A 25242-nucleotide genomic window follows, 5' to 3' on the forward strand; every position below is an offset into this window, starting at 1 on the left:
TAAGCTTAAGGCTATATCCACATTCGTAAACCACGAGATACAAGCAATTTCATGGTTTAATAATGGAAATTTTTTGACATGATTTTAGCAAGAAAGATCACAGCTACAGCTTGACATTGACCAATATTATTTACATCGAATATTCAATCTATCGAACATGTATTAAAATGCTAATCACTATTTTTACTGCCTTTTTTACAAGAAACAGCATAAAAGCCTAGATAACAATGACGGTAAACTTTGAATCTGCTAGAAAATAAAAATATAACGAAATGAATCACACACCAAGAGGAAGGGATACAACAAAGAAGAGGTAGGAAAAATAAAAAATTAAGCTAAAAAAACGAAAAGCGCGGTAACCCGCACCCTTGTATATCGTTAAATATATTATCCCTAAAGACATATCACTAAATTGAGTTTATCAGTATTAGAAATTTGCCGGTGTTGTTGCACTCACTGTACGACACTCTTCATCGAATGGATTTCTAAATCTATGGGGAGACTCACTGTTAAAATAATAACTATCGCCAGCTTCGAGAATAAACACCTCATCCCCAACGGTGAGCTCGAGTCTACCTTCAATCACCAAGGCCGCTTCTTCACCCTCATGCTTGAGCATCTCTGCACCAGTGTCGGAACCTGGAGGATAGGTCTCACTCATTACCGACATTGCACGATTAGGGTAATCTCGTCCGATTAATTTATAGTCTAAGTTACCATCGCCTATGTCCAGCAGCTCATCACTTCGGTACACCACCTTGGCTTCGCTTTCACCATTCCCCTCCATAGAGAAGAAATCCACCAGAGACAGAGGCAAACCCGATAACACCTTCTTTAGCGAGCTTACCGAAGGGCTAACACTATTTTTCTCAATCATAGAGATTGTACTATTGGTCACTCCAGCTCTCTTAGCTAGTTCTCGTTGCGACAGACCTTTCTGTTTACGGACAGCTTTCAGGCTAGCTCCAATATCCAAATGTATATCTCCTGTAAGAATGCTTAATTATTCTATATTGCTTTTAATCTAGGATAAAAAATATGCAGATTATTCCTCATAGTAATTTGTATCAAACAAAAAATCATGTTAAATATAAACAACACATGTGAATTATATATGACTCTAGCTTAATTGCAAAAAACATACTGGGCTAAGTCAGTTTCATTCTCAATGGCTAATAGATAATAACAAGAATTCTGGAGATATGATGCTAGTTAATCGCCCCGTTCACAGCGACCAATACCCCTCCTCATACTATTTCAATACTGCCAAGGAGCTATACGAACACCCACAATTGCAAGAATCTATCAAGGTGGATGTCTGTATCGTGGGTGGTGGCTTCAGTGGGATCAACACAGCCATAGAATTAGCCCAGAAAGGGTTTTCGGTGGCACTGTTAGAGGCAAAACGAATAGGCTGGGGAGCGTCCGGGCGTAATGGCGGAGAGCTGATACGTGGCATCGGCCATAATATTGAACAGTTCAAAGACATCATAGGCGAAGAAGGCGTTCAAGCCATCAACCAAATGGGCTTTGAGGCCGTCGACATCGTCAGACAGAGAGTCAAGGAACACAAGATAGACTGCAATCTACAGATGGGTTATTGCGACTTAGCCATCAAACCCAGACATATGAAAGAACTTTATGAAGACTATGATGACTTAGTATCACAAGGACGAGGGGAAGGTTTTAAAATCCTCGAGAAGCAAGACATGAATCAAGTTATAGGCTCAGATTGCTATGCAGGAGCCCTGGTCGACATGAACAGCGGTCACCTTCACCCGCTCAATCTGGCACTAGGCGAAGCCCGGGTAGCTCGTATGCTTGGGGTCAAAATGTATGAATACAGCGCCGCAGAAAAAATTATCAAGGGCGATAAGCCCAAGGTTCTCACAGCCAAGGGCGAAGTAAACTGCCAATACCTAATCTTGGCGGGGAATGCCTATATCGGCCACAAACTCGACAGCTATGTCGGTGGCAAGGTGCTACCAGCCGGTAGCTACCTGCTCGCCACAGAACCATTAACCGATGAGCAATGCAAAACCATCATCCCGCAAAATATGGCCTTCGCCGATATGCGTATCGATCTGGATTATTTCCATCTATCAGAAGATAACCGCCTGCTCTTCGGTGGTCTGTGCACTTACTCAGGCAAGGACCCTAAAGATATTGAAGCCGCTCTTAGGCCAAATTTAGAAAAGGTCTTCCCCCAGCTGAAAGGGGTCAGAATCGATTTCGAGTGGGGCGGCATGATTGGTATAGGAGCCAATCGCCTGCCCCAGATTGGCCGACTACCAGATTGCCCTAATATCCTCTACGCCCAGGCCTACGCGGGGCATGGTGTCAACGCCACCCACATGGCAGCGAAACTTATCAGCGAAGCTCTAACGGCTCAGGCTGGACGCTTCGATATCTTCGACAAAGTACAACATATGACCTTCCCCGGAGGGCCAACATTCAGATCTCCCATGCTAGCGGCAGGAATGTTGTACCACAGGGCCTTGGATATTTTTTAGAAAAGGGCTGACAGTAATTCTGACGCTAGGGGAGCTTGTCGGATGAAAAGTGTCGTGGTAGCAGGTGTTCTGGTGGTAGGTAATTGTGTTCTCTACATCATCAGGACATCTGACCCATCTTCCTATGGGTCCGATGTCATGGGTTCGGTGTCTAAGTATCTGATATCTATAAGCCCAGTGTAAAGTAATAAGCTGAGTATAGTGACGCCTTGATAAGCCTGTAAAATTTGTAAAACGGTAAAAATATTAAAGCTTGTAAAACAGTTAGCTAAATAAGTAAAACACTACATTTTCTCTGTTCGCTCACTTATACATTCACTTGTTCCCATGCCAAACTCTCGGCAAACCCATGGTCTATTTTCATAGATTGAGCACAATAAAGTATCTCGATCTAAAGCAGAGCACCAGCCATCATCTAATCGCAACATAGATTCACTCCCATACATATCAACATAAATATGCTGCTCAGGAACACCTGTATCGGAAATAATAATAACTTCTGAACTACAACAGCATGCTTGACAGTTTGAACATTTGACTTCGGGATCTAGTAAGTTTTTTACGCTAATGGTCATAAACAACAACGATAAATTCAATAGCCCATAGGATACTCTATACTGCAGTCCACCTCTAATTTATCGTTCCCTAATGTCTTAATTTTATGCCTTGCGTTGTTTACTGGAGTAAATGGCTTATTGGGCTTGGTTGAAAAATGAAGCCAGCCATTGCGAATCAATAACATATCCAGTCTATAGTAAATTATCAATGGGACTTTCCCATAAACCCAACCAAACAAATTAATGGCGCCTTCGAGGTCAGTAATATACTGAAGAGGATGCTACTAACAGTTAAAGACAGATAAAAGAGTTGAAACGAATAAGGTCAACTTATTTTACTGATAAAAGGTAATCAGCCTTCATTCGAAGGATGCCCCTGTTAAGAGCATCAAAAAAGCCCCTTCGGGGCTTTCTGATGTGAACCCCTTATAGCTTACAACTTATGACTCACTACTTACGCTTTATTGCTTAACGCAATTAATCCAACATGATCCAAGTCGCCTTAATCTCAGTATATTTATCAAATGCATGCAGTGACTTGTCGCGGCCGTTACCTGATTGCTTATAACCACCAAATGGGGCTGTCATGTCACCGCCGTCATAGTGGTTAATCCACACCATACCGCTACGCAGCGCCTTGGCAGTTTTATGCGCCTTGCTGATATCTGAAGTCCATACGCCTGCGGCCAGGCCATAGATGCTGTCGTTGCCTATTTCGATCGCTTGATCCATGCCATCGAAGGTGATCACTGATAACACAGGACCGAAGATCTCCTCTTTGGCGATAGTCATCTGGTTATTCACTTCACTGAATATAGTTGGCTGTACATAGACGCCGCCGCATTCGGCCATTACCTGCCCACCACCTTGTATGAGTTTTGCGCCTTCATCGACACCGGACTTGATATAGCTAAGCACATTATCCAGCTGTTGTTTATCCACTACGGCACCACAAGTGGTGGCAGGATCCAGCGGATGTCCCGGCTGCCAGGCTTGCATCTCCTCGGCTATCAGTGTCAGTAACTCATCTTTAACCCCGGCTTCCACCAGCAGACGTGAACCCGCGGTGCAGACTTCTCCTTGATTGAAGGCGATAGCCGCAGCGGCGGATTCGGCGGCCTTCTTTAGATTAGGGGCATCGTTGAAAACGATATTCGGACTCTTGCCACCAGCCTCGAGCCAGACACGCTTCATGTTTGACTCACCGGCATAGATCATCAGCTGTTTGGCTATCTTGGTAGAGCCAGTGAAGACCAAGGTATCGACATCCATGTGTAGTGCTAAGGCTTTACCTACAGTATGACCAAAACCAGGCAGGACATTGAGCACGCCTTTGGGAATGCCCGCTTCTATGGCTATTTGCGCCATACGAATCGCAGTAAGAGGAGACTTTTCAGAGGGTTTGAGTACCACTGAGTTGCCCGCTGCTAAGGCCGGACCTAGCTTCCAGCACGCCATCAAGATAGGAAAGTTCCAGGGCACAATAGCAGCCACAACGCCGACAGGCTCGCGGGTTATCATGCCTATTTCATTGTGAGCCGTAGGCGCAAGTTCATCATAAATCTTATCGATTGCTTCACCTGACCAACGAATGGCTCGGGCGGCGCCATCAACATCCACCGAGCCTGAGTAACGAATTGGCTTGCCCATGTCTAAGGTTTCTAACAAGGCAAGTTCGTCCCGGTTATGCTCCAGCACTTCGGCAAAACGTATCATTACCTGTTTACGCTTAACTGGTGGTATTTCAGACCAAACACCTGAATCGAAGGTTTGTCTGGCATTAGCCACGGCTATGTTGGCATCTTCGATATCACAACTGGCAACCTGACATAGCACTCGGCCATCGACAGGGCTGACACAATCGAATCGCTCACCGGACACCGATGCTAAATATTTCCCATCGATAAAGGCATCGGCCTTGATCTCTTTATTAGATATAAGCTTGTCAGCTCGACTCTGCCATTGTTCGCGACTGTTTGCTGTACTCATGATGACCTCTTGACGGGTAATACTCTTAACGGGTGATAGGTAGGTTCTCAGATTACGCTTTTATCTGACTAGGTTTCAATAAAAATTCAATATATTTTACAAAAATGTCTTTTTTGCTATAAATAAATGCACAAAAAGCTTTCATGTTCGTTATTTCTGACATAGCATGCAAAATATCAATCGCTCACAAAAACAACTAATACTGAATCAGGGTAGATGATATGACAGATATTCAGAATCACAGCAAAAGCGAAGCTCAGTCTCTGGAACATTACTGGATGCCTTTCACGGCAAACAGACAGTTTAAAGCTAATCCCCGCATGCTCGCCGAAGCCGATGGCATGTATTACAAAGATACTTCGGGCAGAGCTATTCTCGATGGTACAGCCGGTTTATGGTGCTGTAACGCCGGTCATGGCCGCCGGGAGATCTCCGAAGCAGTAAGCCATCAGATCAAACAGATGGATTACGCTCCTTCATTTCAGATGGGTCATCCTTTGGCATTCGAGCTCGCCGAGCGCCTGGCCCAAATAAGTCCTCAGGGCCTGAACAAGGTGTTTTTCACCAACTCTGGCTCTGAATCTGTCGACAGTGCCCTTAAGATAGCGATTAATTATCACAGAGCCAATGGAGAACCGACTCGCACCCGCTTTATCGGTCGTGAGCTGGGCTATCACGGTGTGGGCTTCGGCGGTATTTCGGTGGGCGGCATAGGCGGTAATCGTAAGGCCTTTAGCCAACAACTACTGCCAGGTGTCGATCACCTTCCCCATACCTTAGATATGCAGGGCAATGCCTTTACCCGTGGCATGCCAACAACGGGTGCAGAAAAAGCCGATGTACTCGAGCAGTTAGTCGCACTTCATGGTGCTGAAAATATCGCCGCCGTCATTGTCGAACCTATGTCCGGCTCGGCTGGCGTCATTTTGCCGCCGGAAGGTTACCTGAAGCGTCTGCGCGAGATCACTCAGAAATATGGCATTTTATTGATCTTCGATGAGGTGATCACAGCCTTTGGCCGTGTTGGCGATGCCTTTGCCAGCCAACGTTGGGGGGTGACTCCAGATTTAATCACCACAGCCAAGGCTCTCAATAATGGTGCAATCCCTATGGGAGCCGTACTTATCGATGACAAAATCTACGATGCCTCCATGCAAGGACCCGATGGAATAGAACTCTTCCATGGATACACTTACTCGGGCCACCCAGTTGCAGCTGCTGCCGCACTGGCTACTCTGAACATCTATGACAACGAGAAACTGTTTGAACGCAGCAGAGAGCTAGAGGGCTACTTCGAAGATGCCATGCATAGCCTTAAAGATCTGCCAAACGTCATAGATATCCGCAATATAGGCCTGGTCGGTGCGATTCAGTTATCTCCCAGTAATAAGGGCATAGGTAAACGAGGCTTCGATGTTTTCGAGCGCTGCTTTGCCAAGGGGACTCTGGTAAGAGCCACCGCAGATATTATCGCCATCTCCCCTCCACTGATTATCGATAAGCAAGAGATAGATCAGATAGTCAATACCTTAGCCGATGCTATTCGGGCAACCGATTAACCGATATTAAGTTAACCATCCACCGAACGAACAAAAGACATATGCCTCCGGCTGCGCCGGAGGTTCTATTAATAGGATCTAATCTATGCAAGCAGTCAACAACCAAGAGATCAATCATTACATCAACGGCAGCCACACAATATCAAGTGAGCGTACTAGTTCAGTATTTGAACCCGCTACGGGGGAGCACAGAGCCACAGTATCTTTAGCCAGTGCCGCCGAAGTCGATGGCGCCATTGAACTAGCTAAAAAAGCTCATAAGACCTGGTCTCAAGTGTCTCCGCTCAACCGAGCCCGTGTGCTGTTTAAATTCAAGGCGCTGATAGAAGCCAATATGGACGAGATGGCCGAACTTATCACACGCGAGCATGGCAAGGTCATCGACGATGCTAAGGGTGAGATTATCCGTGGCTTGGAAGTTGTCGAGTTCGCCTGTGGTATTCCACACTTGTTAAAAGGTGAACATACCGAGCAAGTTGGTAATGGTGTCGATGCCTGGCATGTCAATCAATCACTCGGTGTCGTTGCCGGTATTGCACCATTTAACTTCCCAGTCATGGTACCCATGTGGATGTTCCCTATCGCGATTGCCGCGGGTAACACTTTCATAATGAAACCATCTGAGAAAGACCCTAGCTCGGTAATGCGTATCGCCGAGCTACTCACCGAAGCTGGGCTACCTGATGGTGTTTTCAATGTCGTCAACGGTGACAAGGAAGCTGTCGATACCCTGCTAAGCCACAAAGACATTCAGGCCGTGAGCTTTGTCGGTTCGACCCCCATCGCCGAATATATCTATGAGACAGCATCCAAACATGGCAAGCGCGTACAGGCCTTGGGCGGCGCTAAGAACCACATGCTCTTGATGCCAGATGCAGATATGGATCAAGCCGTCGGTTCTTTAATGGGCGCGGCATTTGGCTCTGCAGGAGAGCGCTGCATGGCAATATCTGTGGTGCTGGCTGTAGGTGACTCAGGGGATGCCTTAGTCGAAAAGCTGCTACCGCAGATAAAAGCGCTCAGGATAGGTAACGGCGTCACACCAGAAATGGATATGGGACCACTCATCTCGGCTCAACATCTCGCAAAAGTAAGAGGTTACGTGGATAGCGGTGTTGCAGAAGGTGCCACCTTACTCGCCGATGGACGTGACTTAAGTGTTGCCGACCATGAACAGGGATTTTTCCTCGGTGGCTGTCTGTTCGACAATGTCACCCCTGAGATGACCATATATAAAGAGGAGATCTTCGGCCCGGTTCTGGCCATCGTTAGAGTTAAAGATTATGCCGAGGCACTTGAACTGATTAATGAACATGAGTTCGGTAACGGCACAGCCATCTTCACCCAAAGCGGCGAGGCGGCCAGACATTTCTGTCATCACGTCCAGGTGGGCATGGTCGGCGTTAATGTACCGATCCCTGTTCCTATGGCATTCCATAGCTTCGGCGGCTGGAAGCGCTCTTTATTTGGACCACTGCATATGCATGGTCCCGATGGCGTACGTTTCTACACTAAGCGTAAGGCGATTACCGCACGTTGGCCAAAGGCGAAAGATGCCAAGGCCGAGTTTGTTATGCCGACAATGAAATAGTACAAATTGAAGAAGCGCAGCCTATCTGCGCTTCTCTATTTTCGCTGCATTTTTATCAGTATTTCCACCTAATTAGATAAACCAATTCGGGAGCCCTGTACGTGAATATCGATGACATTATCAACTTTAACACCAGCACACCGGACATTGAACGTTATAGCTTAGCCGATGAGAAAGTCTTATCTGGCAAGCCGTCTCAAGAGCTGAGCAATCACTATTCCAGTCCCTGCGATCAATTTCACACCGGTGTCTGGCAGGGAGATAAAGGCCAGTGGCAGGTCGAGTACACCGAACATGAATACTGCGAAATTCTTTCGGGAACCAGTGTGATCAGGTGTGACGATGGCAATGAGATGCGGGTCACTAAGGGGGATAGATTCGTCATCCCGGCAGGTTTTAGTGGCACATGGGAGGTTATCGATACCTGTAAGAAGGTCTACGTCATCTTCGAAGCTAATAAAAGCTAGCGCTAGTGTAATTAACCAGATTAAAGGGCTCGAATATAAATTAAATAGAATTGAAGCTCAGGTTTCAAAACATAAGCCATGAGGTCTCAGCATTGAAGTTGATGTTTGGCAAACAATAGATGCTCTTGTTAAAGACATTTATGTCAATAAAGTAAAATGGAGAAACTACCGTGTATAAAAAATTAAATAATAAACGGATTGCCCAACTTACCGGCCTCACCTTGGCTGCCGCGCTAATCACTCCCCTTGCCCAAGCCGAAGTGACGGGCGAAGTCAGTGTTACTAACGATTATCGCTTTCGTGGTGTATCCCAAACTGCAGGAGATTTTGCCGTTCAGGGGAGTATCGACTACAGTGCCGATAATGGCTTCTTCGCCGGGGTCTGGGGAAGTAATGTTGACGATGAGAGCTATGACTCTGATGTGGAAGTCGACCTTTATGTGGGTTATTGGGGGGCACTCGGAGAAGATGAAGAGTTCGAATACGATATCACGCTCACTTACTATACCTATCCAGGACAAGATGAGAGCACCAAATATTTAGAGGCCAATATCGGATTCTATTATGCTGGGTTCCACTTCGCACAATGGTACACCAACGACTACGCCAATGCAGATGTATCACTGAACTACTCAGAGCTTAACTATTCATATGAGATTAGCGATAACTGGAGCATAGATGCTCATGTAGGTTACAGCTATGGTGATGGCGCCGATCTTGACTGGGGTGAAGACTACCTTGATTATTCTATCGGGGTCTCGACAGAGTTGGCAGGGGTCGGATTATCCCTCGCCTGGCTGGAAACCAACCTAAGTGATGACAACATCATTAAGGATGGTCCATGGCAAAATGATGGAACGGTACTATTCACAGCCAACTATGGCTTCTAACTGGGAGTAACCAGCCAAAACCCGACCGATTTTAAAACCGAGCTTTAAACCATAGACTTAGTCGTTCGGCTAGCCAACAAAAAACCGCCATCTTGGCGGTTTTTCTATCTAACTTATTCAGCGTCTCTATATCTATCTAGGGTATCACTTATTCAATACGTCTAATGTATCTAAAGTTTGCCCCCTACTCACCTGATCACCTAAACGACGCCAGCTGATCCCAAGATCGCTGTGATATTCTTTACGCTCGGGAAAGGCATTAGAGAGATTTTCTATGATCTCGGCTTGACGCTCACAGATCTGAGCCCAGCGCTGTGCATTTGATAAAAACATATGACCATCCTTGATTAACTGCTGTCCTAAGGAGTAATAATAGCCTACTAAGGTCATATGACAAGTAAGCTTACTTATAATACTAGAAACATATTCTATACAAAGTGTGCACTGCAACACTTTAAAAGTATCAGCCACAAGAGTATTGTTAACTAATATAAAGTAATGAGATAAATAAACACAGGATGACTAGATGACACCAACAATTTTGAAAGTGCTATTTATTGCAATAGGGATTTTTCTCGCTTATAAACTCATCTTTAGCGGTAAGAAGGGCCTAACTATCTTCGAGATGCACTTCAAAGATGGAAGACTTAAATCTCACAAGGGTAAGATCCCAGAGAAGTTTCAGAAAGATTGTCGCGCCTTAGTCAAATCCGAGAAGCTCACTTGCACTGTCAGATGTGAAAAGCTATCGGGTGCAGTTAGGTTACACATCTCAGCCAATGTTAACGACGCTATCACACAAAGAATTAGAAACCTGTTTCCCTTCGAATACTATGACAAGAAACAGGTCGATAATAGCCGCCAGGCCGGTTAACTAAATCCTAAGACAGATCCAATTAAGATCTGTCTACTCCCTTCAATTTCCGGCTAGTTTCGCTCCATCCTCCCGTCTTTTCTGGCATCTTCAATCATACGCTCATTGTTTTCGACCATAGGATCTTGCTTCACTTCCACTGCACCTTGATTCGCTCCATCTTCGCTTCCAAGGTCGAAATCGATATTGGTTGCACAGGCTGAAATACCCAATAGGGCCGTGATAATAAGTACTCGTTTCATTAAATTAAATCTCTTTGTTAAGCTTTGGCTTGTCAGTGTCAGAATCGGCATTACGCTCGGCAATCTTTTCCATTCCCCACACGAGTAATATGCCTGCAATCAATGCAGCCACGGCCCAAAAAATATGCGCCGCTTGTCCGGTGACTTGTTCAAAATGCATAGGTGAGAGGTTCTGCTCCAGCAGAGGCACCTGTTCTCCGGCAGAGTTTTCACGCCAAGAGATCACCTCTTTCCAGGGCCAGATCTTACCCAGAGTCCCCAACATCAAACCCGTTAAGAAGATAAGAGTGGCATCGTGAAACTTGCGAAGCAGTGCCGACAGAAGATGACTGAATGTCAGCAAACCGAAAATACAGCCGGTGGCAAAGACGGCAAGCACGGCAATGTCGAAATTTTTAGCTGCGGCTAACACCGATGGATACAGGCCTAATAACAGTAAGATGAAACTGCCCGAAATCCCCGGAAGTAGCATGGCACAGATGGCAATACTGCCACCTATGAATATATTAAGGTAGGTCATCTCCAATGAGATGGGATTGAGCATAGTGATGCCCCAGGCAAATAACACGCCCAAAGCAAATAGCACAATTCGGATAACAGAGAAGCCTTTTACCTGTTTGAGCATATGCACGACTGAGATCAAGATAAGACCAAAAAAGAAGGACCAAACAGGGATAGGATGATTAAGCAAAAGGTAAGAAATCAACTTAGAGAGGCTGAAGATACTGGTTAATATGCCACCGAAAACACATACAAGGAAAGGCCCGTTAATATGATTAAAAGCACCTTTAATACCTTGCTCTCTTACCACCTTAATTAAGCTCGGATTGATACGACGAATACTGTCTAGCAAGGTATCGAGAATACCTGTGATAAAAGCAATGGTTCCACCGGAAACGCCAGGAACCACATCGGCAGCGCCCATCGCCATGCCTTTTAGGTAGGTAAGCAGGTATTTCAATTTTCAGCCTTATATTCAGTTAAATTGTGTTGATCAATGTGTAATACCGATAGGTATAAAGTGTTTCACAGGGGGATTATACGGTTCATGATCCGCTAAAGGGAAATGAACTTTGTTTCATTTACGCTAAATCGGCTAACACAGGCTAGATTAGCCTCCGAAACGACTATTACCTTGGTTAAGGCCAGTATTGATTCAAAATCAGCTTGTTAGTTTTTTGTGATCCATATAGTCTAAACTCATCCGACCAGGAGCTGAGACTCCAGTATCACATAACAATAAGGCCAGATAAAGATGACACAGCAAAGACCCACTAAGGTAATGGCACTCTACAACAAGGTCACCCGCTTCCCTTTCGGCAACAAAATATTCTCAGTCATGGTATCCCGAATGGCCCCTTACTTCGGTACCATCAAGCCGCTGATCACTAACCTCAGGCCTCATTACTGTGAATGCCTCATCAAGAAGCGTAATGCCGTACATAATCACATTAAAACGGTCCATGTTATCGCCATCTGTAATGGGCTCGAGATGGCGATGGGCGTGATGGCTGAAGCGTCGATCCCACATCATTTAAGATGGATACCTAAAGGGATGAGCTTAGACTACACGGCGAAAGCTGGCAGTGATATCCGCTGCGTCGCAGAGGTAAAGCCTGAGCAATGGGTAGAGGGAGATCTACTGGTTCCGGTTACCGCTTATGATGAAAACGACATCATAGTGGTCAAGGGACACATTAAACTTTGGATCTCGGCTAAGCCACCTAAGCCTTAATGAGCGGTGAGCAGCCATCGAGCTCATCGGTTGTCGAAGTGAGTAACAAGCCTAGTGATCACCTTCAGTGTGATCGCTAACTCCTCTTCAGATATTCCCTCCATCGCAGCTGCGCTCCAATCTGGCAACAGCATAGTAAGCTGTTCAAATAGCTTGACTCCCCTCTGTGTTCTGGCAATCAGCTTAGCCGTTTTATGGTTAGGGTTATCATCGAAGCGTAAAATATCTAACTTCTCCAACTCATTAGCAATACGTTGCACACTCTGGCGCGTCTGCCCCATGGTTCGGGCAATTTCAGAAGCCGTTTGAGCACTATGCTCTATCGCTCCTAGCACTTTCCAACGCGCACTCGTTAAGCCAAGGGGTTGACTGAGTGCATCACCTTCATTGATCAATAAGCCATTGAGCCTAAATATACTCAACACCAACTGGGTAAAACCTTCATCTTCTGACATCTATCTCCTGCTCCACGTTAATCACAGTCAAAATCATCATCACTTCGCGTAAATATTCCTATCTATAGCTTCGACTATGACAGTCAACTATAACAGTACAAAACAAAAACGACAACAAGCTGTCAATATTGACAGTCTGCTGTCGAATGTACTAGACTACGAATATTGACAACACGCTGTCACTTTTAATTACTATCTGAGGTTACCCTATGAAGCTTAAAATTCATCTTATTGCAGCTATTCTAGCTAGCCTATGTATCACAACATTCTTCACAGCAAGTTTGTTGAGTGAGCTGTTTGGTAGTTTGCAGCTAGTCACTCAGATAAAAGCGAGTATTTTGTTTCCAGGCTTATTTATACTCATCCCAGCGATGGCAGTGACAGGTATCACCGGCAACCTATTAGCTAGAGGAAATAACAATAAACTAATTAGACAGAAGCAGTTTAGGATGAAACTCGCCGCAGCAAATGGATTACTCATCTTGCTTCCCGCCGCCATAATGCTGAACAGCTGGGCCCAGGCGGGACAATTTGATACTCAGTTTTATATTGTACAAGCCATCGAGCTTATTGCCGGCGCATGCAATCTGGTTCTGTTGGGGAAAAATGCCATTGCCGGTCGCAAATTGTCACGAAAAACAGACAGAATATTGAATGCTAAACAAAACGTTTAAAGCTTGATTCAAGCCACAGAATCATAAATACAAAACAAGTATTCTGTATGCGTATTAACGACTTTATCGAGTGAGAAGATATCTACATGGAACAACATGATTATTTCGTTATCGCCCGTGCTGTCCATGTTTTAGGGGTCGTATTATGGATAGGGGGCGTGGCATTTGTCACTACGGTCCTTATACCAGCCATTAAACAATTCGCCTCACCCGAGGAGCGACTCCAGCTATTTGAGCAGTTGGAGAGCAAATTTTCATTTCAGGCCAAGTTTGTCACCTTAGCCACAGGCATCTCCGGCTATGTGATGCTCGATATTATCGATGGCTGGAATCGCTACCTGTACCCACAATATTGGTGGATGCACTTGATGACTCTGGTCTGGGCAATCTTTACCTTAGTACTATTCGTGTTGGAACCTCTATTTCTGCACCAGTGGTTTCATAAAAAAGCGGCGAAGGATAGCGAGCAGACATTTATCTTAGTTCATAAGATGCACATTTTTCTACTGAGTCTAAGTCTCATTGCCATAGCAGGCGCTGTTGCGGGTTCTCATGGGTATGCTTTTTAACTTTTCCACTTTGATGTCGATAAGGGAGAAATTGAGATCTACTGGCTAAAAATAGCCTTACTTCTGATAAACTCGCTCCCTTGTTATATCAACTCTCAATGACAGAAAAATCCATGAGCCGAAAAAAAATAGACGCTACCAAAATTATCGCCCTCACCTTCCTAGTGCTAGTTGCCACCAGTGTCGTTTTTGATAAGCTTCCACTGGCCATATTGATTGCCTATTTCGTCGTCAGCCTGATTACTTTTATCGCCTATGCCAGAGACAAGTCTGCCGCCAGAGATGGGCAATGGCGAACAAAAGAGAGCACATTGCAACTTCTAGCCCTCTGTGGGGGTTGGCCTGGGGCTATCATTGCCCAGCAGAGCTTGAGGCATAAGTCGCAGAAGTTAAGTTTTAGAATTGGACTATGGTGCATGATTGCCATAAACAGTGCGGGTTTCATTTGGCTTATGTCCCCCCAAGGACAAGCATTTCTCCCAAGATTTTAGTGACTAAAACGTTAGAAACTGTTTAAAAAAGAAAGGCGCACTGGGCGCCTTTACGTGATCACTATTAGCCTTACTAACAAGGCATATTAATTTACCGTGACATTGGCCGTACCAGACTTACCATCGTAAGTTGCTGTTAGCACAGCATTACCTACAGCATGACCGTATATTTCATCATGAACTCCAGTAGCAACGTTCGGCTTGTCACTGCCCCAGTTCACGAAATCAGCATAATCATGTGATGTTTCATCGGCAAAGTGAGCCAAGACTTCGACTTTCTGACTCCCCCCTACCGTTAAGCTTATATCCGCTGGATTAACCTCTATCGACACGATCGAGTTTTTCTCAACCGTTAACAAGCGAGCATCACTCTTGCCTTCATAAGTCGCACTTATGGTCGCGGATGTGCCAATATTATACCCAATAGCCTCGCCCGCATTTTTATTACCAGTTTGTATATTAATACTACCCGGCTCATCACTCTTCCAACTCACATCTAAGGTTACATCATGCTGAGTATCATCGGAAAAATACGCCGTAGCCTTAAAATAAATCAGAGACTGTTGATAAATAACATCAGTGATAGGTATTATTTCAATCCGCTCGAGTACTGCGGGGGTTACAGTTGTCGTAACCGTACTACTCGAACTTTCGTACTCAGCCGTGATTTGACTGCTACCTACCGCATTAGCCGTACCCGTGCCACCATCAAATCCGGTTGTCACCATATGGATTATATCAGGCTCACTGGAAGACCAGGTAGCCTTGTTGGTTACATCGACTTTTGACAAATTAAACATAGTCGCCGTAGCCGTATAACGTCCCTTAGTACCTAATGGAACCTCTAGATTATTGGGAGTTACCTTTATACTGGTAACTTCACTGTCAAGAACAATTAGCCGCCCCTCACCGCGAACCTCCAGATAATCAGCATAAACAGCAGAGTTACCTACCTCAATTCCAGTGACTAGCCCTGTGCCATTGATCGATATAATTGAATTATTCGCCACAGACCAAACGCTCTGATTCGTGACATCTTTGCGAATAATATCCCCTCCACTGTCCATGTAAGCCGCTAGTGCTTGCATCTGAAGAGTTTCATTAATAATCACATGATCGTTAGCAGGTTCAACATCAACCCCCAGATACTCGAGATCAGTCACCACGACTTCGGCGTTGCCTGTCTCACCGATCCACTCCGCGATCACACCAGTACTTCCATGGGTATCACCTGTCACCAAACCTGCAGTTGAACCTGTAGGATTAACATGAGCTACACTTCCATCGACAACTGTCCAAGTAGAATCTTTAGTCACATCACTAATGTAGCCATCACTAAATATGGCAGACGCTTTATATTGCTGTAATTCACTGATATTGATTGTTGATGTTGCTGGCGTTACCTGAAGTTCTACCAATACAGCCTCACCGACATAGAGATTAGTCTCTGCGATTAAACCTTTGTATGTAGCCTTTATGACAGTTTGATATTCACCACCATCTATTATCGTTTGTGCCAGTCCATCCATATCTATGGTAGCAGCACCCAGATTCGAGCTCTGCCAGCTAGACGCTAAGGTTACCTCTTTACTGGTGCCATCGGAAAAACGTGCAAATGATTGATAGGGCTGACTCAAGCCTAAGGGGACGGTTTTATTTTCCGGAGATATAGTAAGTTCAAGCAACTCTGCGGCAGTCACTTCTATCTCGGCCGTAGCGCTCATGCCATTAAACTGCGCCTTAACTTGAGTGCTTCCAACATCGAGTGCGCTGGCAAAACCACCATTCAGTCTACCAGTTCCTATATGGACAATATCTTCATTTACACTTGTCCAACTGGCGATTTTAGTTATGTCCTCCGAATGGTTATCGGTATAAAAAGCCCAGGCTGCAAACTGACCCTCGGTCCCCTTAGGAACTTTTACATTAGGAGGAGTCACTTGAATAAAGCTTAACTCGGCATCGGTTACTGTTAATGTTGCCGTAGCAGTAAAGCCAATATATCTGGCCGTTACCGTCACTTCACCAGGGATGTAGCTGGTTGCGACGCCCTTCCTATCAAGGGTGGCAATACTCGCCTCTGAACTCTGCCAATAAGAGGTGTTGGTTAAATCTTTGCTGGTACCATCGGAGAAGATCCCCGTAGCTTCGAAGTCTTGAATTAAACCTGCAGCGACGGTCGCTATCACAGGACTCACAACAAGCTCTTTTAAAATTGCGTCAGTCACTGATACATCGACCGAATCAGTTTGTGCCTCAAAATCGGCTTGAACTTGGGTTTCCCCTACCCCAATCGCCTCGGCGAAGCCAGCTGTACTCCCCGTAGCTGTTACATTCAATATCGAGCCATCGACGGCAGACCAAGTCGCCAACAGGGTAACATCACTGCTATGACCATCTGAGTAGAATGCCGTAGCCACATACTGGCCACTTGTCCCTAATGGCACAGATTCGTTCGCCGGAGTCACTTGAAGTCCTATCAGACTTGCATCTGTCACATCGAGAGCCGCTGTTGCACTAAAACCTATATAACTGGCCTTGATCTGAGTGGTTCCCTTAACATAAGACAGTGCCAGACCGTGGCGATTAACACTGGCAACTGAGCCTTCGCTCGATTGCCAACTGGAAACTTCAGTCAAGTCTTGGTTACTGCCATCGGAAAATATGCCAGTAAATTGATATTGCTGAGTATTACCCGCAGCAATTGAAGCAGTAACAGGCGAAAGCGACACTGTTTCCAAAATGGCATCGGTCACCACAAACGCTGAACTTGACTCCATGGCATCGTAATTGGCTGTGATATTGGCATTTCCAACACTCAGGGCATGAGCAGAACCAGCATCAATACCAAGAGACACTACTTCAACAATGCTCGAATCATCTGATGACCAAGTCGCTAATTGCGTCACATCGCTAGAATGACCGTCAGAGTAATAAGCGGTAGCCGTGAGTTGTTGCTGCTGACCCTTTGGCAGCTGATTCTGCACCGGTGTCACTTGCAGACTTTCGAGCACTGCATCTGTGACAATGAGCTCCGCCTCTACGCTCATACTTGAGATAGATGCCATAATTTTAGTGGCACCGGACGCAATACTTATCGCGTTCCCCTCTTGGTTTATCTGAGCAACCAAAGGGTCGGCAACCTGCCAATCCGCTGAATCGGTTAGCTCCTTACTGCTTCCATCGGTGTAGATCCCGGTCAGCACATATTGCTGACTGTTCCCTGCTGCAACTCTGGCTATAAGAGGAGAAATAACTAATTGTTTCAATGCAACAGCGGTAACAGTTGCATTAGTGGTGTCTTTTACGTTTTCATTTTGTCCAGGCACTGGACTGGTCGCTGAAGGTTTCGCCCCAGCCCTGGAAAGTAAGCCTCCATAGCTGGCACTGATACTCGTTTCACCAACTGTACTCGCATGTGCAAATCCAGCTCTTTGTCCAAAAGTGATGATACTGACAATATTTCGGTCACCAGAAATCCACGTAGCTTCTTGGGTGACATCTTGACTATTACCATCGCTGTAATAAGCCGTGGCATGGTACTGGCCTTCAGTACCAATAGGGTCCTGCAAGTTTTTGGGAGTGACTTGCAAAGAGGTAATGCTGGCATCAGTAACCGTCAAAGAGGTCGACTGAGTCATCCCCATATAGTCAATTGAGATCTCAGTTTCGCCTGCAATGTATGTACTCGCTTTACCTGCCAAGGCATCGGTTAAGCCTATGGTCGCTATATTGGTATCACTGCTCTGCCAGTAACCTAGCGATGTGATGTCATGCACACTCATATCAGAAAATCGGGCACGGGCAGAATACGCTACATTGCTACCAGCAGGAGTAGTGACATCCAGAGGCGAAATCTCAATGCTCTCAATAACCGCATCAGTCACTTCGGCACTTGCCGTGCCAAGTACCTGCTGGAAACTGGCAGTCACAACCTCGTTACCTGGTTCTAGAGCCGTAGCATGCCCCCCCATCTCACCTGACTCGACAATAACAGCAACCACTTTATTGTCCACAGACCAAATCGCATCATGGGTAACATTTGCAGTTGTCCCATCTGAATAATAGGCTGTGGCAGTATAATCCCCTTGAGTACCTACAGGCTTAACCTGCATGTCCGGGCTAACTACAAGCTGAGTCACCACTATTTCGGTTATTGTCGCGGACGTTGAGTCTGACACATTGACATCTGCAAAACTTAAACTGGCTGACACTTGGGTTTCGCCAGCAGTCATGCCACTCAAACGCCCATCAGAATTAATACTCGCCACGGAAATAACACTACTTTGCCAGCTAGACTGAGAGGAGACATCCATGCTCAGACCATTTTCAAACACTAGGTCTGCGCGATATTGCTGGCTGGTTCCCGCAGGAAAAGAGATATCTATTGGGCTAATAATAAGCTTATCGACAGCCGAATCCAGCACGATTAGTGAAGCCTCGGCGTCCATTCCAGCATAAGTGCCCAGCACTTGAGTCTCACCGACAAGAAGGCCTGTTGCAATACCTTTGCTCTGTTCATCACTGGTAATAGAGGCAACACTTGGCTCTGATACGCTCCAGTCGGTATATTTTGTCACATCTTGTTTATGAGAATCGGCAAACAGAGCAACGGCTTTAAAGGCTTGGGTTAGCCCTACTAATGTTTCTCCTTGCCCGGGTTCTATTGTCAGTGACGTCAATACAGCATCTGTCACATTCAGAGTTGCACTGTCGCTAACCTCAGGGCCAGCCTGACTCGCTACAAGCGTTGCAATGATAGTTGTAATACCTGAGATTTTAGCATCTGCAAGTCCTTTGGCAGCAATTGCAGCTATATCCGGAGCACTGCTCGACCAGATAACATCAGAGGTGACATCCGCCCGTGTGCCATCGCTATAAAGTGCCGATGCAGAATATTGCTCACTGGTTGCAATAGCTAAGGTACTCAGCTGAGGAGATACGGTTAATTCAACCGCATAAGCCGGACATGGATCACCTTCACCACCACATCCACCAGTAGGGAAACCGTCGTTGTCTCCGCCGCAGGCCGATAATAGAAGAAGTAGGGAAAATAGAAAAAAGTGCTGCAGAGATTTGACGCTTGTCATCATTATCAATTCCAATCTAAGCTGGCTAGTACCTAACGTACATCCAGAAAACACAAGTGGAGTTATCAATCACTCACATCCTTGTCATGTTAAGTGCAGGTCTCCATTTTCGAGCTACACCCTTAAGAACCAACACCACACTAACTGATGTTATTAAAGCTATTGCAACTACCAAAATGTTGCAACTGATTTACACCAAGGTGACACCCACCTAGCAAATATAGCAGATCGAGAGAAACACAAACAAAACAAGACTCGAAAAGAATCATCTTATTCTCTTAATTATTAACAGCTTAACGTAAAGTGTATCACACCCGTAATTTAGGTGCACAATAAGCGCTAAATCTGAGTATATCCAAACTCAAAGTTTCTTTACCCAATACCCGCCAATCAGTACCATTGGGTTAATTCAATCAAGAGATCTATTTCATGAAAATGCTTTTAGCCATTGTCGTCATTGCCGGCGTCATTTTTTATTTCTTTACCTCAATGAACAATCAAAAAGTGTCTAAGGAAAATATTGAAATAGGCAACGCTTTCTTAGCAGAAAACAAAGCTAAAGAAGGTGTGGTCGAAACCTTGTCTGGTCTTCAATATAAAGTGTTGCACAAGGGAGACGGCGAGACTCATCCTAAAGCCAGCGATACCGTTACCGTCCACTATCACGGTACATTGGTCGATGGCACAGTATTCGATAGCTCGGTTGAGCGCGGCGAGCCAATTGCTTTTCCATTAAACCGGGTAATTAAAGGCTGGACCGAAGGCGTACAGTTGATGGTAACAGGTGAGAAAGTTCGCTTCTTTATTCCGAGCACATTGGCCTATGGCAATCGTAGTACAGGTAAAATAGCTGGTGGCTCGGTGCTGATTTTTGATGTTGAGCTTATCAGTATAGATTGATCTCCTACGCGACCTCTACAAAAGTAAAAACGCGCCTCCAGGGCGCGTTTTTACTTTCAAAAGCTTATGATTATCTGGCTATCCAGGCATCTTCCCAAGCGGCTCCGACTCCCGGCTCATAGGCCCATGCTGCTCCCGCGCACCAGGCTGTATAGGGGAAAGGTTTACACTCATATAAACCACCAGCATTACTGACTATATCCCCCGCAACATAAGCGTAGCCCGCCTGATAAGGGCTTGCTCCATCTGGTGGGGTCTCGCCACTAACCTTAACCAAGACATTATGAGAGTTAACAGCAGTCGCCCCCGCCTCATCTGTCACCGTGAGCATCACGGAGACACTCTCACTACTACTTGGTGTTGGTAAGGTCAACTCAAGGTTCACTAGATTAAGTGCCGGAGCCCTGCCGCCAACAGGTAGCTGCCACTGGTAACTCAAAGCGCCTCCCTCAGGATCACTAGACTCAGCAGCCGAGAGTGGGATCACAGTGCCAGCATCTCCCTCTAAGGGACCTTGGATCAGTACTTGCGGTGGTTGATTGACCGGATCTGTGGGATCCGTTGGTGTACCCGAGTCATCAATCACTATCTCCGGGAAGAAATGCTGAAGACACTGTACATAATCCCCACCTTTAAATGCACTATAACGCGTCTGATAACCAACCAATTTACAAGCATAGCTCTTACCACCATTGGGATTACCCGGGATATAGGACCAGTCCTGCTCCCAGTATATCTGCATGGCTCCTGCGCCTTGAGTGTCAAAGGGTTTCATATCTTTACAGCCTAACTCCTCATTCGCCTCAATGGGCACTCCCATATACTGCGCCAGCGCTTGGTAGTATTCGATACGGTTGAGGGACTGAGGTTTTTCGCTACCAGCGCCACACTCAATTCCACCGTTGATGATATGGGTGGTGATGCCAAACCCGGCTTGTAAGCCGTTTTGCACATCTCTGGCATTGGGCTGCCAGGTACCATCAATAACATGCAACATGGAAGCTTTAGGTGGCTGAGGGTAGGTAAAGAAAAACACTGCGCTGGCTAAGTTTAACCAGGTATCGGCGACCATTTCGGGATTATTCAGTAGTGTTGTCACATCACCAAACATGGCATCAGAGAAGGGCCCATAGTTATAATTATAAGATAGCTGCTTTGCCCCACGGCCAAAATAGCTCTTGTAGCTGCCATCATCAAAGGTACCACAAGGCCAAACCTGTCCCTGCCAGATATCAGGATTACATTCCATATTGTAACCACCATGCTTGGTTTCATCCCAACCAACTTCCCTCACCCAATATAAACCTTGTCGCCATTGAGGCTCTGTCATCCACTTATCATGGGCACCGGTTTCTTGGGCAAAATGAGCAAACATGGTCGCTAATGATTTACGACATATTGCTTCAGCATCACGGGCATCGGTGTAAGAGCCACATAAAGCTGGAAACTTAGCCGCGGATTGTAACAAACCAAGGTAAGTGTATTCGGCTGCTCGAACCGGAAACAGAAATTCAAATTGCGCTTCACTTAATACAGATTCGAGGCGTCTGACATTGTCTGGATTATTAGCGTTTAATGGGGTAACAGCCTCGACGATAGCGTTATCTCTGGTCGCTATGGATGACTTAACCGCCCGCATCAAGGGAAAGTCAGTCAACTCCGCTTCTTTAGCGTCAATCTCGGCTTGGGTGAAATGTACAGGTTCGACAGCTAACAGGGGAAATGCCATGACAGATGTTAGGATAGAAATGGCTAATTGATGATGTTTCATAGGAACTCTCCACCTAAATATAGACACACGCACAAGATAGATAATGATTAACCTGGCTCAAATGCCTGATCTGATATTTAGGTCTGTTCAAAGGAAAAGAGGGGGATTGCTCCCCCTTATGAGAATAAGAACGACGACTTAATTGGTTGTAACACCAAGATCATCCCAAACATCGGCAACGCCAGGCTCTTCACCTTTAGTCCACCATTTAGCCTGCCAAGTATGTCCATTATGAGTTGTCTGCTCGCCGCCGTTATAGGCCACTCCAGCATTCCACCCCATTTCAACATTACTCTGCAGCGCCCATTGACCCGCCGTCACTGTTGGCTCATTACCTTGAGTCCAGTATTTCGCTTTCCAAACTAAGCAGCTATGGCTCACGGTATCGCCACCATTGTAGATGATGGCTGTTTTCCATGACGGATGATTACCAGCATCGGGATCGCTCGAGTCACAGCCGCCAGTTGTTGGCGCTTTCACTGTCAACACAGTTTGAGCAGAGGCATCCAGTGCACCATCGGATACTAAGACGCTTAAGGTATAAACTGTATCTTCTGTCACTGCAGGTGCTGTCACCGCTAAGGTATTTGATGATTGCCCAGTTGCCGTTAAGCCAGCTGGCACTGTCCAACTATAAGTAAGACTGTCACCATCGGCATCGCTGGCAGTAGCACCAACACTGACCTGCTTAGCCGAATCCACCGATACAGCGGCATTCAATGAGACCTCTGGCGCTCGGTTAGCTTGAGGGGCCATATTAGTCACCGAAGTCGTCGCCGAAGTAGATAAACCTTCAGGGTCTGTAACCGTGAGTGAGAAACCATAAACCACATCGGCGTCGGTAGCATTTAAACTGAAACTAGTTTGAGCCATATCGGCATTGACTAAGGTCACTGCCGGGCCTGATGTTTGACTCCAAACATAAGTGAGCGCTAACCCTTCAGGATCTCGTGACAATCCGCCATCGAGTACTATGTCACTGGGGCCAGTGACACTTTGTGTACTCCCCGCATTGGCGATAGGCGCCTTGTTAGCCGGAGGCGTAGTGCCTTCTCCATGCCCGAGTCCTTCGTGCATGGCATTAAGGATGTCACCATTATCTGAATCTATCTCCCAGGCAAACAAGCCACCTAGCTGATTAGCCGTAACATACTGGCCTTTAGCCTTCACCGAGCGAGCATCATCGAAGGTGATCAAGTCACCGGTAGATGGCTTAAATACATAGGGAGCCTCGGCAACCTCATCATAGTGATATTGCCATTCACCAGCCATATACTCATTCACAATTTGACGGTAGTCGACCACGCCATCTTCCCAAGTACCTTTAACCTTGCCCGTTGCCGTTCCCGTGAAAGGATTGCCATCTTGATAACCTGTTACACCAGTCCAGCCTCGACCATACATGGCTGCACCGACGACTATCTTCTCAGGAGTCACACCTTGGGCAAGTAGCGCATTCACGCCGATTTGAGTGGTATTTTTGGTATCCGGTTTCCAACTCGCAGCATAAAGCGCCGCTTGATGGTTAAGATCTGTATTTGACCATCCGCCGTAAAAGTCATAACTCATCAGGAAGATGTTATCCATGTACTGCTGAGCTTCCTGATAATCCACCAGGGCAATCTTCTCTGCGCCAGCACTGATAGCTGATGTTAGTTCATAAGTTCTGCCAGTTTCTGCGCTCAGTTCATCTAGCATAGCCCTAAGCTCTTTCATCAAGAGCACATAGGTTTGGCCATCGGTCGCGGGATCGCCAAGATTTGGGTTCGCGCCGTTACCACCAGGAAATTCCCAGTCGATATCCACACCATCGAAAAACTTCCAGGTCTGTAAAAACTCTTTCACCGAAGCCACGAAACGGTCACGCTTAACTTTATCGCCTAGGAAATAGAAAGGATCTGACAGTGTCCAGCCACCCACAGAGGGTAATATTTTAAGATCGGGCTGAGCTTGTTTCAGCGCCATCAACTGACCGAAATTGCCCTTATAGGGATCTGAAAATTCACTAACACCCGCTTGTGGCATCTGCACTGCTGCCCATGGATCATGTATTGCCACCTTAAAGTCTTCGCGGCCACTACAAGCACGTTGCAAAGCCTGGAAGCTGCCTTCTATTTCCTTCAAACTGTCATTGATACCATCGCCACCACAGATGGGGGTGAAGCCATATAAAATATGGGTAAGGTTTTGTGCTGGCACTTTATCGACGGGAAACTTGCGACCATAAACGCCCCACTCGACAAAATAACTGCCTACCACCTTGCCAGACTTGTTAGCGTAAGGTTTGTTGTTTTCCCCAAGCTGAGTCTCTAAGGGCAATAAGTGACTACCATCGGTATCGGCGACGATGATCTCTTTAGCATCACTGAGCGTACATCCCTCAGCGTTACATAGCTGGATCTGCATCTGATAGCGCCCCCCCTGATTGACACTAAATGTCGCGGCGCCCGACGCCGTAGAAGTGCCCGACCAGACCTCTACCCCATCAAATAACACCTTAGCCGTCTCACCCAGCTCACCTGACCACAAGTTCCAGCTAACAGACACTTCAGCGGCATCTTTAACGGTAACGAGTTGGTTATATGCTGTGGCTGCTTGGTCTACTTCAATAATCGAAAAGTTGGTTTCGCCCCAACCGATAGTTGGCTTACCAGGAACCGATGCGTATGCCGATGAGGCGAGTACGCTAGCCACGACGAGTGCGGCGGATGAGATTTTAGTGTTAAACATAGGGTGTCCTTATTGCTTTTTATTTTTAAAATAATCAATAAGGCAAACAAAGCGTGAACAGGATACTAGCCTATTCTTAATACCATGGATGCTCTCGATGACGGACCGTTTAGGGCTCTTTTCATCAAGACATCACACGAAGAAA

General features: G+C 46.1%; 21 protein-coding genes. 11 read left to right on the top strand and 10 right to left on the bottom strand.

Features of this window, described 5'->3' with window-relative positions; genetic code table 11:
• Positions 1-427: 427 nt before the first annotated feature.
• The gene (locus sps_RS12590; protein WP_077752848.1) at positions 428-976 is read right to left on the bottom strand and encodes a cupin domain-containing protein; all 549 of its coding nucleotides are present in this window, start codon (positions 974-976) and stop codon (positions 428-430) included.
• Between the two features lie 229 nt (positions 977-1205).
• On the opposite strand from sps_RS12590, the gene sps_RS12595 reads away from it, so the two are divergent.
• Entirely contained in the window at positions 1206-2513 is a 1308-nt protein-coding gene (locus sps_RS12595) for an NAD(P)/FAD-dependent oxidoreductase (protein ID WP_077752849.1), read from the top strand.
• A 284-nt stretch (positions 2514-2797) separates the two neighbouring features.
• Here the strand turns inward: sps_RS12595 and sps_RS12600 are convergent, their stop codons facing one another.
• Both sps_RS12600 and sps_RS12605 read right to left on the bottom strand, forming a co-directional pair.
• Positions 2798-3088, bottom strand: a complete 291-nt coding sequence (locus sps_RS12600) for a YkgJ family cysteine cluster protein (RefSeq protein ID WP_077752850.1) — start codon at positions 3086-3088, stop codon at positions 2798-2800.
• A gap of 459 nt (positions 3089-3547) precedes the next feature.
• The gene (locus sps_RS12605) at positions 3548-5059 is read right to left on the bottom strand and encodes an aldehyde dehydrogenase (RefSeq protein WP_077752851.1); all 1512 of its coding nucleotides are present in this window, start codon (positions 5057-5059) and stop codon (positions 3548-3550) included.
• 221 nt (positions 5060-5280) lie between these two features.
• On the opposite strand from sps_RS12605, the gene aptA reads away from it, so the two are divergent.
• The 4 genes from aptA to sps_RS12625 all read left to right on the top strand — a co-directional run bounded on the left by aptA (position 5281) and on the right by sps_RS12625 (position 9566).
• Positions 5281-6618 (top strand): omega-aminotransferase AptA, encoded by a 1338-nt coding sequence (gene aptA, locus sps_RS12610; RefSeq protein ID WP_077752852.1) that lies wholly within the window; start codon positions 5281-5283, stop codon positions 6616-6618.
• Positions 6619-6703: 85 nt separating this feature from the next.
• Complete coding sequence (locus sps_RS12615) at positions 6704-8209, top strand: CoA-acylating methylmalonate-semialdehyde dehydrogenase (RefSeq protein ID WP_077752853.1); 1506 nt, start codon at positions 6704-6706, stop codon at positions 8207-8209.
• A 95-nt stretch (positions 8210-8304) separates the two neighbouring features.
• The gene (locus sps_RS12620; protein WP_077752854.1) at positions 8305-8676 is read left to right on the top strand and encodes a cupin domain-containing protein; all 372 of its coding nucleotides are present in this window, start codon (positions 8305-8307) and stop codon (positions 8674-8676) included.
• Between the two features lie 170 nt (positions 8677-8846).
• Positions 8847-9566: a TorF family putative porin gene (locus sps_RS12625; RefSeq protein ID WP_077752855.1), complete on the top strand. Its 720-nt coding sequence runs from the start codon at positions 8847-8849 to the stop codon at positions 9564-9566.
• 144 nt (positions 9567-9710) lie between these two features.
• Here the strand turns inward: sps_RS12625 and sps_RS12630 are convergent, their stop codons facing one another.
• Entirely contained in the window at positions 9711-9899 is a 189-nt protein-coding gene (locus sps_RS12630; RefSeq protein ID WP_077755668.1) for a hypothetical protein, read from the bottom strand.
• Positions 9900-10092: 193 nt separating this feature from the next.
• Here sps_RS12630 and sps_RS12635 point away from each other — a divergent pair, with 193 nt between their 5' ends.
• Positions 10093-10440 carry a DUF3634 family protein gene (locus sps_RS12635; protein ID WP_077752856.1) on the top strand — a complete coding sequence of 116 codons (348 nt, stop codon included), beginning with the start codon at positions 10093-10095 and terminating at the stop codon, positions 10438-10440.
• Positions 10441-10493: 53 nt separating this feature from the next.
• On the opposite strand, the gene sps_RS12640 is transcribed toward sps_RS12635, so the two are convergent.
• Entirely contained in the window at positions 10494-10682 is a 189-nt protein-coding gene (locus sps_RS12640) for a hypothetical protein (RefSeq protein WP_077752857.1), read from the bottom strand.
• A gap of 4 nt (positions 10683-10686) precedes the next feature.
• Positions 10687-11643 (bottom strand): polyprenyl-phosphate transporter, encoded by a 957-nt coding sequence (locus tag sps_RS12645; RefSeq protein WP_077752858.1) that lies wholly within the window; start codon positions 11641-11643, stop codon positions 10687-10689.
• A 294-nt stretch (positions 11644-11937) separates the two neighbouring features.
• Between sps_RS12645 and sps_RS12650 the strand changes: the two genes are divergently transcribed.
• A complete protein-coding gene (locus tag sps_RS12650) occupies positions 11938-12417 on the top strand; it encodes a hotdog fold domain-containing protein (RefSeq protein WP_077752859.1) in 480 nt (159 codons plus the stop codon).
• A gap of 23 nt (positions 12418-12440) precedes the next feature.
• On the opposite strand, the gene sps_RS12655 is transcribed toward sps_RS12650, so the two are convergent.
• On the bottom strand, positions 12441-12872 hold the full coding sequence (locus tag sps_RS12655) for a MarR family winged helix-turn-helix transcriptional regulator (protein ID WP_077752860.1): 432 nt from the start codon (positions 12870-12872) through the stop codon (positions 12441-12443).
• A gap of 209 nt (positions 12873-13081) precedes the next feature.
• Between sps_RS12655 and sps_RS12660 the strand changes: the two genes are divergently transcribed.
• From sps_RS12660 to sps_RS12670, 3 genes are all read left to right on the top strand, one after another.
• Positions 13082-13546, top strand: a complete 465-nt coding sequence (locus tag sps_RS12660; protein WP_077752861.1) for a hypothetical protein — start codon at positions 13082-13084, stop codon at positions 13544-13546.
• A gap of 86 nt (positions 13547-13632) precedes the next feature.
• A complete protein-coding gene (locus sps_RS12665; protein ID WP_077752862.1) occupies positions 13633-14115 on the top strand; it encodes a hypothetical protein in 483 nt (160 codons plus the stop codon).
• A gap of 113 nt (positions 14116-14228) precedes the next feature.
• Positions 14229-14606 carry a DUF1294 domain-containing protein gene (locus sps_RS12670; protein ID WP_077752863.1) on the top strand — a complete coding sequence of 126 codons (378 nt, stop codon included), beginning with the start codon at positions 14229-14231 and terminating at the stop codon, positions 14604-14606.
• 86 nt (positions 14607-14692) lie between these two features.
• On the opposite strand, the gene sps_RS12675 is transcribed toward sps_RS12670, so the two are convergent.
• On the bottom strand, positions 14693-19699 hold the full coding sequence (locus tag sps_RS12675; RefSeq protein ID WP_237158068.1) for an Ig-like domain-containing protein: 5007 nt from the start codon (positions 19697-19699) through the stop codon (positions 14693-14695).
• A 426-nt stretch (positions 19700-20125) separates the two neighbouring features.
• Here sps_RS12675 and sps_RS12680 point away from each other — a divergent pair, with 426 nt between their 5' ends.
• Positions 20126-20596: an FKBP-type peptidyl-prolyl cis-trans isomerase gene (locus sps_RS12680; RefSeq protein ID WP_077752864.1), complete on the top strand. Its 471-nt coding sequence runs from the start codon at positions 20126-20128 to the stop codon at positions 20594-20596.
• Between the two features lie 70 nt (positions 20597-20666).
• On the opposite strand, the gene sps_RS12685 is transcribed toward sps_RS12680, so the two are convergent.
• Entirely contained in the window at positions 20667-22367 is a 1701-nt protein-coding gene (locus sps_RS12685; RefSeq protein WP_077752865.1) for a glycoside hydrolase family 19 protein, read from the bottom strand.
• 138 nt (positions 22368-22505) lie between these two features.
• The gene (locus sps_RS12690) at positions 22506-25097 is read right to left on the bottom strand and encodes a glycosyl hydrolase family 18 protein (RefSeq protein ID WP_077752866.1); all 2592 of its coding nucleotides are present in this window, start codon (positions 25095-25097) and stop codon (positions 22506-22508) included.
• Between the last annotated feature and the right edge of the window lie 145 nt (positions 25098-25242).

Origin of the sequence: Shewanella psychrophila (genome assembly GCF_002005305.1) — a bacterium.
Classification (GTDB): domain Bacteria; phylum Pseudomonadota; class Gammaproteobacteria; order Enterobacterales; family Shewanellaceae; genus Shewanella; species Shewanella psychrophila.

Excerpts from the sequence above, each read along its gene's own strand:
- sps_RS12600 (WP_077752850.1), bottom strand. The coding sequence starts at position 3,088 with ATGACCATTAGCGTAAAAAACTTACTAGATCCCGAAGTCAAATGTTCA.
- sps_RS12690 (WP_077752866.1), bottom strand. The coding sequence starts at position 25,097 with ATGTTTAACACTAAAATCTCATCCGCCGCACTCGTCGTGGCTAGCGTA.
- sps_RS12635 (WP_077752856.1), top strand. The coding sequence starts at position 10,093 with ATGACACCAACAATTTTGAAAGTGCTATTTATTGCAATAGGGATTTTT.
- sps_RS12675 (WP_237158068.1), bottom strand. The coding sequence starts at position 19,699 with ATGATGACAAGCGTCAAATCTCTGCAGCACTTTTTTCTATTTTCCCTA.
- sps_RS12595 (WP_077752849.1), top strand. The coding sequence starts at position 1,206 with ATGCTAGTTAATCGCCCCGTTCACAGCGACCAATACCCCTCCTCATAC.
- aptA (WP_077752852.1), top strand. The coding sequence starts at position 5,281 with ATGACAGATATTCAGAATCACAGCAAAAGCGAAGCTCAGTCTCTGGAA.
- sps_RS12605 (WP_077752851.1), bottom strand. The coding sequence starts at position 5,059 with ATGAGTACAGCAAACAGTCGCGAACAATGGCAGAGTCGAGCTGACAAG.
- sps_RS12630 (WP_077755668.1), bottom strand. The coding sequence starts at position 9,899 with ATGTTTTTATCAAATGCACAGCGCTGGGCTCAGATCTGTGAGCGTCAA.
- sps_RS12655 (WP_077752860.1), bottom strand. The coding sequence starts at position 12,872 with ATGTCAGAAGATGAAGGTTTTACCCAGTTGGTGTTGAGTATATTTAGG.
- sps_RS12685 (WP_077752865.1), bottom strand. The coding sequence starts at position 22,367 with ATGAAACATCATCAATTAGCCATTTCTATCCTAACATCTGTCATGGCA.
- sps_RS12650 (WP_077752859.1), top strand. The coding sequence starts at position 11,938 with ATGACACAGCAAAGACCCACTAAGGTAATGGCACTCTACAACAAGGTC.
- sps_RS12670 (WP_077752863.1), top strand. The coding sequence starts at position 14,229 with ATGAGCCGAAAAAAAATAGACGCTACCAAAATTATCGCCCTCACCTTC.
- sps_RS12660 (WP_077752861.1), top strand. The coding sequence starts at position 13,082 with ATGAAGCTTAAAATTCATCTTATTGCAGCTATTCTAGCTAGCCTATGT.
- sps_RS12640 (WP_077752857.1), bottom strand. The coding sequence starts at position 10,682 with ATGAAACGAGTACTTATTATCACGGCCCTATTGGGTATTTCAGCCTGT.
- sps_RS12615 (WP_077752853.1), top strand. The coding sequence starts at position 6,704 with ATGCAAGCAGTCAACAACCAAGAGATCAATCATTACATCAACGGCAGC.
- sps_RS12665 (WP_077752862.1), top strand. The coding sequence starts at position 13,633 with ATGGAACAACATGATTATTTCGTTATCGCCCGTGCTGTCCATGTTTTA.
- sps_RS12680 (WP_077752864.1), top strand. The coding sequence starts at position 20,126 with ATGAAAATGCTTTTAGCCATTGTCGTCATTGCCGGCGTCATTTTTTAT.